Annotated in this window: 13 protein-coding genes and 1 pseudogene; 7 read left to right on the top strand and 7 right to left on the bottom strand. The window is 60.8% G+C overall.

The window, feature by feature from the left end; genetic code table 11:
* Nucleotides 1-1,041: pseudogene (locus ACS4RS_RS28750) on the bottom strand (GAF domain-containing protein); the annotation flags it as partial.
* A gap of 287 nt (nt 1,042-1,328) precedes the next feature.
* Between ACS4RS_RS28750 and ACS4RS_RS28745 the strand changes: the two are divergent.
* The 6 genes from ACS4RS_RS28745 to ACS4RS_RS28720 all read left to right on the top strand — a co-directional run bounded on the left by ACS4RS_RS28745 (nt 1,329) and on the right by ACS4RS_RS28720 (nt 7,127).
* Complete coding sequence (locus ACS4RS_RS28745; protein ID WP_439012393.1) at nt 1,329-1,931, top strand: amino acid synthesis family protein; 603 nt, start codon at nt 1,329-1,331, stop codon at nt 1,929-1,931.
* A 33-nt stretch (nt 1,932-1,964) separates the two neighbouring features.
* Nucleotides 1,965-2,462 (top strand): Lrp/AsnC ligand binding domain-containing protein, encoded by a 498-nt coding sequence (locus ACS4RS_RS28740; protein WP_439012392.1) that lies wholly within the window; start codon nt 1,965-1,967, stop codon nt 2,460-2,462.
* A 119-nt stretch (nt 2,463-2,581) separates the two neighbouring features.
* Entirely contained in the window at nt 2,582-4,078 is a 1,497-nt protein-coding gene (locus ACS4RS_RS28735; protein ID WP_439012391.1) for an NAD-dependent succinate-semialdehyde dehydrogenase, read from the top strand.
* A 26-nt stretch (nt 4,079-4,104) separates the two neighbouring features.
* Nucleotides 4,105-5,484: an aspartate aminotransferase family protein gene (locus tag ACS4RS_RS28730; protein ID WP_439012390.1), complete on the top strand. Its 1,380-nt coding sequence runs from the start codon at nt 4,105-4,107 to the stop codon at nt 5,482-5,484.
* Between the two features lie 13 nt (nt 5,485-5,497).
* Entirely contained in the window at nt 5,498-6,565 is a 1,068-nt protein-coding gene (locus ACS4RS_RS28725) for an alcohol dehydrogenase family protein (RefSeq protein ID WP_439012389.1), read from the top strand.
* A gap of 169 nt (nt 6,566-6,734) precedes the next feature.
* Entirely contained in the window at nt 6,735-7,127 is a 393-nt protein-coding gene (locus ACS4RS_RS28720; RefSeq protein ID WP_054185259.1) for a DUF4112 domain-containing protein, read from the top strand.
* 75 nt (nt 7,128-7,202) lie between these two features.
* Here ACS4RS_RS28720 and ACS4RS_RS28715 read toward each other — a convergent pair whose 3' ends face one another.
* From ACS4RS_RS28715 to ACS4RS_RS28690, 6 genes are all read right to left on the bottom strand, one after another.
* Nucleotides 7,203-8,240 (bottom strand): Gfo/Idh/MocA family protein, encoded by a 1,038-nt coding sequence (locus ACS4RS_RS28715; RefSeq protein WP_449314122.1) that lies wholly within the window; start codon nt 8,238-8,240, stop codon nt 7,203-7,205.
* A gap of 150 nt (nt 8,241-8,390) precedes the next feature.
* Nucleotides 8,391-9,176 carry a ThuA domain-containing protein gene (locus ACS4RS_RS28710; protein ID WP_439012388.1) on the bottom strand — a complete coding sequence of 262 codons (786 nt, stop codon included), beginning with the start codon at nt 9,174-9,176 and terminating at the stop codon, nt 8,391-8,393.
* Nucleotides 9,177-9,220: 44 nt separating this feature from the next.
* Entirely contained in the window at nt 9,221-10,246 is a 1,026-nt protein-coding gene (locus ACS4RS_RS28705) for a sn-glycerol-3-phosphate ABC transporter ATP-binding protein UgpC (protein WP_439012387.1), read from the bottom strand.
* 11 nt (nt 10,247-10,257) lie between these two features.
* Entirely contained in the window at nt 10,258-11,088 is an 831-nt protein-coding gene (locus ACS4RS_RS28700; protein ID WP_439012386.1) for an ABC transporter permease subunit, read from the bottom strand.
* Nucleotides 11,088-12,074 (bottom strand): ABC transporter permease subunit, encoded by a 987-nt coding sequence (locus ACS4RS_RS28695; protein WP_439012385.1) that lies wholly within the window; start codon nt 12,072-12,074, stop codon nt 11,088-11,090. Before ACS4RS_RS28695 ends, ACS4RS_RS28700 begins: the two co-directional genes overlap by 1 nt.
* Before the next feature lie 69 nt (nt 12,075-12,143).
* Nucleotides 12,144-13,403 (bottom strand): ABC transporter substrate-binding protein, encoded by a 1,260-nt coding sequence (locus ACS4RS_RS28690; protein WP_439012384.1) that lies wholly within the window; start codon nt 13,401-13,403, stop codon nt 12,144-12,146.
* A gap of 269 nt (nt 13,404-13,672) precedes the next feature.
* Here ACS4RS_RS28690 and ACS4RS_RS28685 point away from each other — a divergent pair, with 269 nt between their 5' ends.
* Nucleotides 13,673-14,686: a substrate-binding domain-containing protein gene (locus ACS4RS_RS28685; RefSeq protein WP_439012383.1), complete on the top strand. Its 1,014-nt coding sequence runs from the start codon at nt 13,673-13,675 to the stop codon at nt 14,684-14,686.
* Nucleotides 14,687-14,721: the final 35 nt, after the last annotated feature.

Here is a 14,721-nt window from a genome sequence, read left to right as displayed (position 1 = left end):
GACGATTTCGAAGAACAGCTCGGTCTGAGTACGGGTTTCAAAGCGGAACCGGATGAAGCTGCGCATCATCTGGACGCTCAACGCAAATTTGGCACTGTCGAGCATGAGTAAATCGAGATCGCTGAATTCCCGGGAGGTGGGGAAGATGATCAGCGCTCCGACCAGCTGGTTGTCGACCATCAACGCCTCGATGCGGGCTGATATCCTGAACCGCTGCGTGCCGTCGTCGAGAAACAGGTTGGCCGCATCCGTCGTGCCGTGTTCGATTGCATCGCGCGCCGCCTTCATCAGCGGCCGGGCGAGAGTGGTCGAAGCAGCTTCCGGCCAGGAGGTCTCATCGTATAGTGCGTTCGGCGGGCGCCCGGCGATCACTTGATTGGCGGTGAAGTCGATGACCACCGTCGGGTTCGGCAACATCATTCCAACCATCGCCGAAAGCGGAGCGACGGACCCGTCGCTTAAAACATGCTCAAGCAGTGACGTATGCGCTTTCAGGGCTTTCTCGAGCCGCTGCGCTGACCGCTTCTCTGCTTCAAGCCGGTGTTCGCGCTCCACGGCAATTGCACCCAGATGAATGATGGTGCCGAGGAAGGCAAGATCGTCCTCCGATACTTCGGTGATTTGTCGGGCGATGACGCTGAGGACCATCGGGCGGCCTTCCGCATCCTTGCAGTTCATGGGCAAAACCAAGACGGTGCGGTAGTCACGCTCGAACGCTTCCGCCCGATAGCCGGGGAACTCGGCGGACTCGCGGGCATCGGGGATATAGACGGGCTCGTTTCGCTGCAGAGCAATTAACGACGGGCTTGTCGCCAACTCCCATTTGTCCGGCAGCTGCCGTTCTATCAGTGTCGGATCATAGCGGACGATGACATAGGCATAACCATGCGCGGCATCGATGCTCATGATCGATCCCAACGCCCAATCGGCATGGCGGCAGGCGGCGGCAATCAGTTGCTGGAGAATGGCCTGGAGATCGCCGCCGCTGTTAATTTGGCTGGCGACGTCTCGCAGCGACAGTACACGGGACCTCTGATCCAACCGCTTCGCCTCGTTGACACATCAGCGAGTATGCGCGCGCTCAGAGCACAAATCTACTTGGTTTCATAGGAAGCAATTTGATCTGTCTTCCGGCGACACGTAGGAACGCCTTCCAATTCGGCTATGGTCGCTTTTGCCGATTGCATGTCGCGTTCGTCACGTGATGCATTACTGGAGCCTGCTTGCTTTCGCAGGATCTTTCCGCGGCCTCTTCCTCCGGACGGAGGAAGAAATTTTCCGGCGCCGCTGTAGCCTAGCGCAAGTTTTCATTTTTAGCGGTTTTTCACATGACCCTCGGCATCAGAAAATTCACCACCTTCCTGGAAGAGACCCTCGTCGAAGGCGGCAGGGCCGCGTCGCGCCCCGTCAATATCGTCGTGGTCGCGGCCGTGATCCAAAATCCCTGGGCCGGCCGCGGCTTTGTCGAAGATCTCAGGCCAGAGATCATCCGCATTGCCGGCAAGCTCAGCCACGAAATGACCAGTCGGCTGTTGCGCCAGATAGGCCCCGAGCAGATAGAGGCTTGTGGGAAAGCGGCGGCGGTCGGAATCGATGGCGAAATCGAGCATGCCTCGGCAATGATCCACACACTGCGTTTCGGCAATCCTTTCCGCGAAGCGATCGGCGGCATGAACTATCTCGAATTTGCCAACACGCGCAATGCACCGGGGGCTCTCCTCTCCTTGCCGATGATGCACAAGAGCGAAAACGGCAAGCGATCTCATTTCCTGACTGCCAATTTCCAGATTGCCGACGCGCCTGGTCCCGACGAGATCATCGTGGCGATTGGCGCTTCGGATAGCGGTCGCGCACATGCGCGCATCGCCGACCGCTTCCAGGATATCGCAGAGATGGAAGCGGAAAAGGCGGAGACCTTCTCGGGCATTTGACGAGCGCAGGCGCTGATCTTGGCGGGAGGTAGGATGAAGCTCGACGCCATCGATCTGCGCATTCTCGACGCCGTCCAGCGCGACGGCCGCATCACCAAGCTGGCGCTGGCCGAAAAGGCCGGCCTGTCGCCGACCCCGTGCTGGATGCGGCTGCGCAAGCTCGAAAAGGCGGGCGTGATCACCGGCTACCACGCCCGCATCGCTCCACGGCGCATCGCGCCGGTCGCCAGCGTGATGATGGAGGTGACCCTCGCCAACCATCGCCAGTCGGATTTCGAGCGCTTCGAGCGCGCCGTCGCCGCAATCCCGGAGATCGTCGCCTGCTGGTCGGTCGGCGGCGGCGTTGATTATATCCTGAAAATCATCGCGCCCGATATCGACGCCTATCAGCGGCTGGTCGACGGGCTCCTCAATCGCGAACTAGGCATCGACCGCTACTTCACCTACATCGTCACCAAGACGGTGAAGGAGGAAACGGTGCTCCCGGTCTCTTCCTTTACCGGATCCAGCGAGGACCAGAGCGCGTTGTAGACAATCTCTCTATCCGGCGGCTGTGCTTTAGACCGTTTCTCTCTTTTCGCCATCGCCAAAGGACTATCTCTCGTCCCCTCCTGTGGAAGACTTGTATCACCGCCATGAGGAGACTGGACATGACCGCCGTTTTTGCCCGCCCCGCCTATCATGATGCGCTGTCGCGGCTTTCCGACCGCCATCTCCTGCGCGATCTCGCCTATGTCGGCGGCCGCTGGATCGCCGGCAAAACCGGTGAAAGTTTCGAAGTTACCGATCCGGCCTCCTCCGCGACGCTGGCTTGGGTTGCAAGCCTTGGCACGGACGAGACAGAGGCGGCGATCGATGCAGCGTCAGAGGCTTTTGCCGCCTGGCGCGCCATGCTGCCGCAGAACCGGGCGGCGATCCTGCGGAAGTGGCACGAGTTGATGCTCGCGGCCAAGGAGGATCTGGCGCTGCTCATGACGCTCGAACAAGGTAAGCCGCTTTCGGAATCGCGCGGCGAAATCGACTATGCCGCCTCTTTCCTCGAATGGTATGCCGAGGAAGGCAAGCGGCTGAATGCCGAAAGCGTCACGAGCCATCTGCCGGGCGCGGAGATGATCGTCCGGCGCGAGGCGCTCGGCGTTGTCGGCATCGTCACGCCCTGGAATTTTCCCTCGGCCATGGTCACGCGCAAGGCTGCCGCCGCCCTTGCCGCCGGCTGCACGGTCGTCGCTCACCCGTCCTCCGAGACGCCGCTTTCCGCACTTGCTCTTGCCGAACTCGGCGAGCGGGCCGGCATTCCCCCAGGTGTCTTCAATGTCGTGACCGGCCAAGCCGCGCCGATTGTGGGCGCCGTCTGTGAAGACAGCCGAGTACGTGCATTGAGCTTTACCGGTTCGACAAGCATCGGCAAGCTTATTGTCAGCCAATGCGCGCCGACCCTGAAGCGGCTGGTGATGGAACTCGGCGGCCACGCGCCGCTGATCGTCTTCGATGATGCCGATATCGACAAGGCGGTCGAGATCGCTATCGACGCCAAGTTCGCCACATCGGGCCAGGATTGCCTTGCCGCCAACCGCATCCTCGTCCAGCGCGGCATCGCCGATGCCTTCGCCAAGGCTTTTGCCGCCCGCATCGGGGAGCTGAAGGTCGGCGCCGGGCTCGAGGGCGGCGCCGAGATCGGACCGCTGATGCATGAGCGCGCCGTCGTCAAGGTCGAGGAGCAGGTCGCCGACGCGCTGGCGCAGGGCGCGCGCCTCGTCACCGGTGGCAAGCGCCATAAGGCCGGCCGGCTCTTCTACGAACCGACGCTTTTGACCGATGTGCCGGCAAATGCGCTGATCATGCGCGAGGAGACCTTCGGGCCCGTGGCGGCACTGACCACCTTCGACACGGAAGAAGAGGTCGTCGCCCGCGCCAATGATACCGAATACGGCCTTGTCGCCTATATCGTCACCGAAAACGGCGCGCGCCAGATGCGTCTCGGCCGCGCCCTGGAATATGGCATGGTGGCGGTCAATCGCGTGAAGATCACCGGCGGCCCTGTTCCCTTCGGCGGCTGGAAGCAGTCCGGCCTCGGCCGCGAGGGCTCACGCCATGGGCTCGAGGCCTTCACCGAGCTCAAATATCTCTGCATCGACACCGCCTCCTGAGCGCCATTTCAAAAAGAGGACAGGACATGCTCGACAAAAGCAACGAACTCACCGCCTGGGACCGCGATCACTTCTTCCATCCCTCCACCCATATGGGCATGCACGCCCGCGGCGAAACGCCGACCCGCGTCGTCGCCGGCGGCGAAGGCGTCTACATCACCGACACGACAGGGCGGACAAGCCTCGACGCCTTTGCCGGGCTCTATTGCGTCAATGTCGGCTATGGCCGCCAGAAGATCGCCGACGCGATCGCCGAACAGGCGAAGAACCTTGCCTATTACCACGCCTATGTCGGCCACGGCACCGAGGCCTCGATCACGCTTTCGAAGATGATCATCGATCGTGCGCCTGAGGGCATGAGCCGCGTCTATTTCGGCCTGTCGGGCTCGGACGCCAACGAGACCAACATCAAGCTCATCTGGTATTACAACAATATCCTCGGCCGGCCCGACAAGAAGAAGATCATTTCGCGCTGGCGCGGTTATCACGGCTCAGGCGTCATGACCGGCAGCCTCACCGGCCTGGCACTCTTCCACAATGCGTTCGACCTGCCGCGCGCGCCGATCCTTCATACCGAAGCGCCCTATTATTTCCGCCGGCCCGACCGCTCGATGGACGAGGAGCAGTTCTCGCAATATTGCGCTGACAAACTCGAGGCGATGATCCTCGCCGAAGGCCCGGACACAATCGCCGCCTTCATCGGCGAACCGATCCTCGGCACCGGCGGCATCGTGCCGCCGCCGAAGGGTTATTGGCAGAAGATCCAGGCCGTGCTCGACAAATACGACATCCTGCTCGTCGCCGACGAAGTCGTCACCGGTTTCGGCCGTCTCGGCACGATGTTCGGCTCGGATCATTACGGCATGAAGCCGGACCTGATCACCATCGCCAAGGGCCTGACCTCGGCCTATGCTCCGCTTTCCGGCACGATCGTTTCTAGCAAGATGTGGCAGGTGCTGGTGCAGGGTTCCGACGAGCTGGGGGCGATCGGCCACGGCTGGACCTATTCCGCCCATCCGATCTGTGCCGCCGCCGGCATTGCCAATCTCGAACTGATCGACGACCTCGGCCTGGTCGAGAATGCCGGCGCGACCGGCGCCTATTTCCGCTCGGAACTGGCAAAGGCGGTCGGCGGCCATCGTAATGTCGGCGAGGTCCGCGGCGACGGACTGATGGCGGCGGTCGAATTCGTCGAGGACAAGGACGACCGAAAATTTTTCGATGCCGGCCGCAAGCTCGGCCCGCAAATCGCCGCCGCCCTTCTCGAACGCGGCGTCATCGGCCGCGCCATGCCGCAGGGCGATATCCTCGGCTTCGCTCCGCCGCTCTGCCTGACACGCGAGGAGGCCGATATCGTCGTCAAGGCCGCGGCCGACGCCATCGAAACCGTCTTCAAGTCTGTCTGAGGAGGAGATCAGCATGACGATCCCGGAAAAGATGGCGGCCGTATTGCTGACCGGCCATGGCGGGTTGGACAAGCTCGTTTATGACAGGCACGCGCCCGTCCCGACGCCTGCCGACGGCGAGGTTCTGATCCGGGTCACCGCCTGCGGCATGAACAACACCGATGTCTGGGTGCGCCAGGGCGCCTACGGTACAGAGGACGATCCATCGGCCGTCTCGACCTGGCGCCGGCAGGGCAATACGCTGAGCTTCCCGCGCATTCAGGGCACCGATACGGTCGGCCATATCGTCGGCGTCGGCGCCGGCGTCGATCCGGCACGCATCGGCGAACGTGTCATGGTCGATTTCTCGATCTACAACCGCGACGACGACAGCCTTGCCGACATTGACTATATGGGCCATGGCCGCGATGGCGGTTATGCCGAATATATGGCGCTGCCGGCCGAGAACGCCCATGTCGTCGCGACCGATCTGACCGACGTCGAACTCGCCACGTTCTGCTGCGCCTATCTGACCGGCGAACGTATGCTGGAACGGGCAAGGCTTGCCGCCGGCGAACGCGTCCTCGTCACCGGCGCCTCGGGCGGCGTCGGCTCGGCGATCATCCAGCTGGCGCGCGCCCGCGGCGCCATCCCGATCGCCGTCGCCGGTCCCGGCAAGGAGGCGGCAATGCTTGAGATCGGGGCCGAAGCTGTGGTGACCCGCGGCAAGGGCGATCTGGTCGAAGCCGTCCATTCCGCAAGCCTTGGACAGCCGATCGACGTCGTCGCCGATCTCGTCGGCGGGCCGCTGTTCAATGACCTCCTGAAGATCCTGCGCCCCGAAGGCCGCTATACCACCGCCGGCGCCATCGCCGGCCCGGTCGTCCAACTCGATCTCAGGACCATGTATCTGAAGCAGCTGGAGCTGCATGGCTCCAGCCAGGGAAGCCGCGCCGATTTCCGCCGGCTCGTCGGCTATATCGAAAGCCGGAAGATCCGGCCTCTCGTCGGCGGCGTCTATCCGCTGTCGGAATTCCACCGCGCCCAGACCGATTTCATGGCGAAGAATTTTGTCGGCAAACTGGTCGTGGTTCCGGACTAAAGCGCGTCGCAATCTTTCAGATTCGCTCCCCGCGCTTTAGCTCTTTGTTTTTGCGCATGTCGTTTGCCGCAAAACCGCTGCGCACTTTTGCGCGACATGCTTTAGAGATAAGCGCGATCGCTTGTCGCGCGGCAGGCGAACCTTATCGGTTTTGCGGCGTTTCACGGCCATGGACACGGGCAAGACGACATACCTCACCTCTGCCGAACTCGGGCGAATTCGGCGCGCTGTCGGCATAGCCCGTCTGATGGATACGGCCGTTCGATTGCCGGTCATAGGTGTACGGATCGGCGCGGACTCGGTCCTCGGCCTCATCCCGGCCGTCGGCGACATTGCCGGATCCCTCATCGGTCTTTTCATCATCGATGAGGCAAGGCGGCTTGGCCTTCCCGGCCACAAACTCGCCCGCATGGCCGCCAATCTCGGTGTCGACGCCGCCTGCGGCACAGTTCCGCTGATCGGCGATCTCTTCGACGTCTATTTCAAGTCTCATCGCCGCAACGTCGGCATCATCCTCGACCATTTCGGCGTCAGCGAAGACGAGCTGAACCGCCGAATTTGACGGGGCCGGCCGCCCCAGTGCTGTTCCCTTGGCGAGGGGCCTCCACGAGACCCGACGCCGATCGACCAACAGACTCTAAAGCTCAGTCAAAGCGCCCGCCGTCTTCACCGCGTGATCAAGAACAAATTGCAGCTTGGCAGCGTGGCCGAAACCTGGTTCGTCCGGCTGTCCTTTTCGCACGGCGTTGGCAAATCGCTGGAAATTGGTGATGACCGGTTCGACTTCGATCTGGCGCCAGATCGCCTTGTCGGCGTCGGCGCCTTCACACGCCCGGAGGGTCGAACCTTCGGGCGTATGCACCACCTCCAGCGCGCCCTTGTCTCCATGCAGGCGCAGGCGCAATTCGTTCAGATGGCCAGTCGCCCATCGCGTTGCATGGATGACGCCGGCCGCGCCATTTTCGAGTTCAGCCATCATCAGGAAACTGTCATTTGCATCGAGGTCGTATTCCCCGATCCGGTTCCCTGGGCTTTTGTCGAACACTTTAAGATGCGATGCCGCCGCCTTGACGTCGCTTCCGGCGGCAAAAACCGCGAAGTCGAGAATATGAATACCGACATCACCCAGCACACCATTGGAGCCGTGTTTCGTCGACAGCCGCCAAAGCCATTGCGATTCCTTCGTCCAGTCTCCCCAGGCCTTTGAGACCAACCAGCTCTGGAGATAGGAGGCTTCGAAGTGCCGGATCGCGCCGAGACGCCCGTCAAGCACCATCTTGCGCGCTGCTTGCAGCGGCGCCACGTTGCGATATGTCAGGTTTACCATCGTGACCTTGCCGGACGCCGCCGCGGCGTCGGCCATCTCCTTGGCCTCGCGGTAGTTGACCGCCAGCGGCTTCTCGCAGAGCACATGCTTGCCGGCGCGAAGTAATTTCATCGTCGTGGAATAGTGGGCGCGATCCGGCGTGACATTGGTCACGGCGTCAAACTCCCCCCAGGCAAGGGCATCATCGAGCGATGTGAATGTCAGCGGGATAGCATGCCTGAGCGCGAAAGCCCGCAGCCGGACCTCGTCCGTATCGACGGCGGCAACAATCTTGACGCCGGCGATTTCCGAGAAATTCATGGCATGGGTATTTGCCCATCCTCCGGTTCCGAGAATGATCAAGCGCATCTTTATCCTCATTTGTTTGTCGAATTGCTGGCAGCAACATCGGTCATCATTTCGCAAGCGCCCGACGCTCTTGCCAAGAAAGAGATCGGCCCGTTTCTTCCGGGCCAATCCCCTGCCTTGGCGTCCGCGCGAATAAGGTGTCTCAGCTCCTCAGCGGTAACCGGCTTCGCCGGCCTGGTGCAGTTTCGGGCCGCGTTCGACGATCGGCTCCAGTGCCTTTTCTACCGGCACATTTGGGGCGTCGATAATGCCAGTCAACGCCCCTTGCGGGTTGTACGCCCATTTGACGCCATTGATCAGCACCTTCTGGATGGTGGCGTCGTGATAGGTCGGATAGGTCTCGTGGCCGGGCCGGAAATAGAAGATGTTGCCGGCGCCGCGCCGCCAGGTCAGGCCGGAGCGGAACACTTCCCCGCCCTGGAACCAAGAGATGAACACCGTTTCGAGCGGCTCCGGCACCGAGAACTGCTCGCCGTACATTTCTTCGTTCTCCAGCTCGAAATGCTCGCCGATGCCGGCGGCGATCGGATGGCGCTGGTTGATGGTCCACAGCCGCTCGCGCTCGCCAGCCTCGCGCCATTTCAGCGCGCAGGGTGTGCCCATCAACCGCTTGAAGATTTTCGAGAAATGGCCGGAATGCAGAACAAGCAGACCCATGCCTTCCCAGACGCGCTTGGCGACCCGCTCGACGACGATGTCGGAGACCGCGCCATGATCCTTATGGCCCCACCAGGTCAATACGTCGGTTTCGGCAAGGCGGGCTTCGCTCAGCCCGTGTTCCGGCTCCTGCAGCGTCGCCGTCGTCGCCGAAATGCCGGGGTCGGTGTTCAGCGCATTGGCGATCGCCGTGTGCATGCCCTTGGGATAGATGCCCCGGACGATTTCATTGGTGTTCTCATGGATGTTTTCACCCCAGACAATGGTGCGAATGGTCAAGTTGTTCACTCCTGGTAGTTAAACGGATCGAGCCTTGGGAAGATTCAGGCAGCCTGCAGGGATGCCCGCTCGAGCGCCCCGCCTGAGCGGTCGAAACGGTGGACATGGCCGGCAAGCGGTGCAAGGCCAAGCGTCTGGCCTGGCTCGTGAGGAGAGACACCGGTCTCCCGCACGATGAGCGGCTCATCCGCCCCGATATCCACATAGACAAAGCTATCGGAGCCGAGGATTTCCGAATGAATGACCGTGCCGGTCCAAACTGGCGACTCGGCCGTGATGCGAACATGCTCTGCGCGCACGCCGATTGTATGGCTGTCATAGGGCTGCGCCAGCCCGCCCGACAGGAAGTTCATTTTCGGCGAACCGATGAAGCCGGCAACGAAGAGCGAATTGGGGCTTTCGTAAAGCTCCAGCGGCGTGCCGATCTGCTCGACGACGCCGTCCCTCAACACGCAGATCCGATCGGCCAGCGTCATCGCCTCGACCTGATCATGCGTCACGTAGATCATCGTCGTGTCGTGCATGCTGCGATGGAGCTTGGCGATTTCCAGCCTGGTCGCGACGCGAAGCGCCGCATCGAGGTTGGACAGCGGCTCGTCGAAAAGAAAGACTTTGGGATCGCGGACGATCGCCCGGCCGATTGCGACGCGCTGACGCTGTCCGCCGGAAAGCTGGCGCGGCAAGCGATCCAAATAGGGTGAGAGCTGCAACATACCGGCCGCCTCTTCAACACGCTGGCGGCATTCGTCTCTGGTGCGCCCGGAAAGCTTCATACCGAACGCCATGTTGTCGAAGACCGTCATATGCGGATAGAGCGCATAGGACTGGAACACCATGGCGATCCCTCGCTTCGATGGCGCGTGCTGGTTCACCGTCGTGCTGTCAAAGGAGAGGGTTCCTGAGGTAATGTCCTCCAGGCCGGAGATAAGCCGGAGCAGCGTGGACTTACCGCATCCCGACGGCCCCACAAACACCATGAACTCGCCCCGGCGAATTTCCATCGTTACGCCCTTGATCACCTCGAAGGCACCGAAGCTCTTGCGGATGTTCTCCAGTCGAATTTCTGCCATGTCCTACTCCCTCAACCCTTGACGCCGCCGGCGGTCAGTCCGGAAATGATCCGGCGCTGGAATATCAAAACAAGCACTACAACCGGGACGGTGACGATGACCGACGCCGCCATGATGTTGCCCCATGGGATCTCGAATTCGCTGTTGCCCGACAGCAGGGCAATGGCCACCGGGACGGTTCGCTGCGTATCCGATGAAGTGAATGTCAGCGCAAAAAGGAACTCGTTCCACGCGGCGATGAAAGCAAGCAGCCCGGTCGTCACCAGCGCCGGCCACATCAACGGCATGAACACCTGGGTGATAATGACCCATGGCGAGGCGCCATCGACGATCGCCGCCTCCTCGATCTCGATCGGCAATTCCCGCATGAAGGTCGTGAGCACCCAGACGGTGAACGGCAGGGTGAAGATCATGTAGGAGAAGATCAGCGCGAAGGGCGTGTTGAAGATGCCGAACCAGCGAATGAGTTCGAAGAGGCCGGCAAGAACGGCGATCTGCGGAAACATCGACACCGAGAGGATGGTCAGCATCAACAGCGCCCGCCCGCGGAAATTCACCCGTGCTAACGCGAATGCGGCGGTGATCGAAAGCAACAGCGATGTGGAAACCACGACGCAGGCGACCATCGCGGAATTCGCAAGACTGCGAACGAACCCGCCTTGGCCCATCACGGAAGTGTAATTGGCGAAAGAGATCGAGGTCGGCCAGTAATCGACTTGGAAAAGCGCCGTGCCGGTCTTCAGGCTCGTCAGGATGGCATAGTAGAACGGAAACACCGCAATAATGACGATAATCGTGACGAGCAGGTAGAAGAGCGTATTTTTGGTGATCGACAGCAGCATTAGCGTTCCTCCCCACCGAGCTTGACGCGACCGAGCCAGATATAAAGGACGGTGACGGAGGCAATGATCAGGAAAAGCACCGTTGAGGCGGTGGCGCCGTAGGCGAACTTGTCGAAGTCGAACAGGTTCTCGCGCGCCATCACCGACATGGTCTTCGTCTGCGCGTTGTTGGGCGTCAGCACATAGATCAGATCGAAGATGCGCATCGCATCCAGCATCCGGAAGATCACGGCAACCATAATGGCCGGCCGGATCAGCGGCAGCGTCAGACGCCAGAACACCTTGATCGGATTGACGCCGTCGATCTTGGCGGCTTCATAGATATCGCCCGGAACCATTTGCAGTCCCGCAAGGATCAGAAGCGCCATGAAAGGCGTCGTCTTCCAGACGTCGACGATCAGTACTGCAATCATTGCGGTTTCCAGATTGGCAGTCCAGGCAATCTTCTCGCTGATCAGGCCGAAGCCGAGCAGAATGTCATTCAAGATGCCGAACTGGTCGTTGAGCATCCAAGCCCACATCTTGGCCGAGACGATCGTTGGGATCGCCCAAGGGATGAGGATTGCGGCCCGTACGATCCCACGGCCGACGAACCGGGCATTCAGCACCAGGGCGACGATCAGCCCGAGCACGGTCTCGATCACGACCGAAAGGACGGTGAACTTGGCGGTATTCCAGACGGCATGCCACCAGACCGGATCGGCAAGCAGCCCGCGATAGACGGTCCTTCCGCTCTTCAGCGTCACCCATGACAGATAATTGGAAAAGCCGACGAACTGCGCATTGCCGAGATCGTTGAGCGACGCATTGGTAAAGCTGAAGTAGATTGTTCTGAACAGCGGCCATCCGGCGACGATCGCCAGGATCATTAGCGTCGGCGCCAGAAACATCCAGGCCGAGCGAATGCGTTCGGATTGCAGCTCCGTAGAGGCTCTGAGCTTGGAAAGCCTTGGTTCAACTGCTTGTGGAACTACGACTTCTGTCATGAAACGCCTCTCCTCGTTGGCTCAGGCCGAAGACCGGACCGACGGCTTGGCAGCCGCCGGTCCCGATAGTCACCAGGCGTCGCCCTTGAGGGTCGTCAGGTCGGCTTCGAGAAGCTCGAGGTTTTCGGCAGCTGAGCCGCTGCCGGACAGTGTATTGTGGACTGCAGTCCAGAACTTCGAGGACACTTCATTGTACTTGACTTTGGCCGTCGCCGAAGGACGCGGCACCGCGTCCTGGAAGATCGGTTTCCAGTTCGGCATGAATGGTTGCGCCGCGGCAACATCCTTGTCGTCATAAAGCTCCGTCAGCGTCGGCAAATTGGACAGCTCGACGGCACGCGCCTTTTGAACGTCCTTCGACGCCAGGAATTTTACCAGCTCGATGGCCGCTTCCTGCTTTTCGGAGTATTTCGACACCGCCAGATTCCAGCCGCCGAGCGTCGAAGACGGCTTGTCGCCGGCGGCCGCGACCGGTAGCGTCATCACGTCGAACTTGCCCTTCACGGCGCTGTCGGCACCATTGCCGAGGGAATAGGCATAGGGCCAGTTGCGCATGAAGACAGCGTTGCCGGTCTGCCAGACGCCGCGCGATTCTTCTTCCTGATAGGCGAGCACGCCTGGCGGTGAGATCGTGCCGATCCAGCCCTTGGCGCGTTCGATTGCTGCAGCCGCCTTCTCATTGTTGATGGAGATCGTCCCGTCCGTCTCGACGATCTGGCCGCCGCCCGACGACTTCACCCATTCCAGCGCGTTGCAGGTCAGCCCTTCGTAGGAATTGCCCTGAAACACGTAGCCCCAGAGGTCCTTCTGTCCGGCCTGACGTTCTTTATCCTGAACCTCTTTGGCGGTTGCGGCCATCTCGTCCCAGGTCTTCGGCGGCTGCTTGCCATACTTTTCGAGCAGGTCCTTTCGGTAAAACAGCGCCGGAGCATCGGTAAACAACGGCAGCGCCACGAGCCGGCCATTGACGGTCTGCGACGCGATGATCGACGGGAAGAACTGGCCGACCACGTCTTTGGTGGCCTCCTTCAGATCGATGAACTGGTCGGCAAGCTGCGGCGCCCAGATCACGTCGGTCTGATAGACATCGATGTCCTTGTTTCCGGCCGCAAGCCACAGGCGGTATTGGGAGAACTGCTCGCTGCTCGATGATGGCATGGTGACGAGCTTGACATGATTGCCGGTCTCCTTCTCGAAAACCGCCACCTGCTTCTGAAGGAATTCGATGCTTTTCCCGGTGGTGTTGGCGGCGAACGAAATGTCGGCGGCGCGGATCGGGCCGGCGAGCGCGACGGCGAGCACGGATAAGGCAAAGGCAAACTGCTTCATGATCTCCTCCCAGAAATTGAAATCGATTTGACCCGCAGAACATTGCAGAAGGTCTTGGTGGCGTCAAGCCGCCAAATTAGCACTTCAAAGTTGCGCAGCATGTCAATAGTGACATCATATACATCTTAAGAGGCAATTTCTGGTACCTACGGGCGATCCTCCGAGTCAGCAGAATTGAAATCGATTTCAATCGCCGTTGAATTAGACGCTTGCCCGTTGCGCATCGCCAAAGCATCGTCCATTGATTGCCTAGATAAAGAAGACATCCGATGAAACTTCGTGAATTTGCAAAGCAGCTTGGGCTTTCTCCGACGACGGTGAGCCGTGCGCTCAGCGGCTACCCAGAGGTGAGCGAAGCCACGCGCGCCCGCGTTGCAAGCGAAGCAATTCGGCTTGGCTATCGCCCCGATATCAATGCCGTGCGGCTAAAGACCGGACGAGCCGGAGCGATAGGCGTTATGATGGGACGGTCGGGAGAAATTCATTTCGCTGAATTCGTGTCGGGAATGGCGCAGCGGCTGGAAACGGCCGATACGGATATTCTCATCACGCCCATCACCGCCCACAATGATGACGACGAGATCCAGGCCTATCGACGCCTGGTCGAAAGCCGCCGGGTGGATGCAGTGATCGTTCATTCGCCACGCCCCCGAGACCCTCGGATCGAGATGCTGAACAGCCTCGGCGTGCCTTTCCTGGTTCACGGCCGCTCGGAGACCGAGCACGTTCACGCCTGGCTCGATATCGATAATGAAAATGCTGTGCGCAGGTCCACCGAACACCTGCTCGACCTCGGGCACCGGCGCATCGCCATGATCAACGGCCTCAGGGGCAAGACCTATTCGATCCATCGCGAGCAGGGTTTTCGGCTGGCGCATCAAGAGTTTGGGCTGACTGCCGATCCCAACCTGATGGTCTGCGATAAATTCTCCGACGAAAGCGGCTTTCGCCATGCCCGCTCCTTCCTTGAGAGAGCCAATGCACCGACCGCCATCGTCGCCGGCTCCACGATGACGGCGCTTGGTGTTTACCGCGCCGTGCGTTCGCTTGGGATGACAGTGGGGCAGGATGTGTCGGTCATCGCCCATGACGACGTCTTCCCTTATCTGACGGCCGAAAACATGGTGCCGTCGCTCTCGACGACGCGATCCTCGATGCGTGCCGCGGGCACGCGCTGTGCTGAGTTAACGCTACAGCTTATCGCCGGACGTGCCGCGGATGAGATCCATGAATTGTGGCCGGTCGAACTGATCCTCAGGGAAAGTACCGCCCCACCGCCCTGACGAAGCAATCTCTCGACGCGTAGAGGACCCGAGTG

This window comes from Rhizobium sp. F40D2, assembly GCF_051810745.2.
GTDB lineage: Bacteria > Pseudomonadota > Alphaproteobacteria > Rhizobiales > Rhizobiaceae > Rhizobium.
The sequence above is the reverse complement of the archived record's forward strand: the minus strand, read 5'-3'. Positions and strand labels throughout refer to the sequence as shown.

What these genes read in the sequence shown, in the direction of transcription:
- ACS4RS_RS28735 (WP_439012391.1), top strand. Translation starts at nt 2,582, where the DNA reads ATGACCGCCGTTTTTGCCCGCCCCGCCTATCATGATGCGCTGTCGCGG.
- ACS4RS_RS28705 (WP_439012387.1), bottom strand. Translation starts at nt 10,246, where the DNA reads ATGGCAGAAATTCGACTGGAGAACATCCGCAAGAGCTTCGGTGCCTTC.
- ACS4RS_RS28685 (WP_439012383.1), top strand. Translation starts at nt 13,673, where the DNA reads ATGAAACTTCGTGAATTTGCAAAGCAGCTTGGGCTTTCTCCGACGACG.
- ACS4RS_RS28745 (WP_439012393.1), top strand. Translation starts at nt 1,329, where the DNA reads ATGACCCTCGGCATCAGAAAATTCACCACCTTCCTGGAAGAGACCCTC.
- ACS4RS_RS28740 (WP_439012392.1), top strand. Translation starts at nt 1,965, where the DNA reads ATGAAGCTCGACGCCATCGATCTGCGCATTCTCGACGCCGTCCAGCGC.
- ACS4RS_RS28690 (WP_439012384.1), bottom strand. Translation starts at nt 13,403, where the DNA reads ATGAAGCAGTTTGCCTTTGCCTTATCCGTGCTCGCCGTCGCGCTCGCC.
- ACS4RS_RS28720 (WP_054185259.1), top strand. Translation starts at nt 6,735, where the DNA reads ATGGACACGGGCAAGACGACATACCTCACCTCTGCCGAACTCGGGCGA.
- ACS4RS_RS28730 (WP_439012390.1), top strand. Translation starts at nt 4,105, where the DNA reads ATGCTCGACAAAAGCAACGAACTCACCGCCTGGGACCGCGATCACTTC.
- ACS4RS_RS28725 (WP_439012389.1), top strand. Translation starts at nt 5,498, where the DNA reads ATGACGATCCCGGAAAAGATGGCGGCCGTATTGCTGACCGGCCATGGC.
- ACS4RS_RS28715 (WP_449314122.1), bottom strand. Translation starts at nt 8,240, where the DNA reads ATGCGCTTGATCATTCTCGGAACCGGAGGATGGGCAAATACCCATGCC.
- ACS4RS_RS28700 (WP_439012386.1), bottom strand. Translation starts at nt 11,088, where the DNA reads ATGCTGCTGTCGATCACCAAAAATACGCTCTTCTACCTGCTCGTCACG.
- ACS4RS_RS28695 (WP_439012385.1), bottom strand. Translation starts at nt 12,074, where the DNA reads ATGACAGAAGTCGTAGTTCCACAAGCAGTTGAACCAAGGCTTTCCAAG.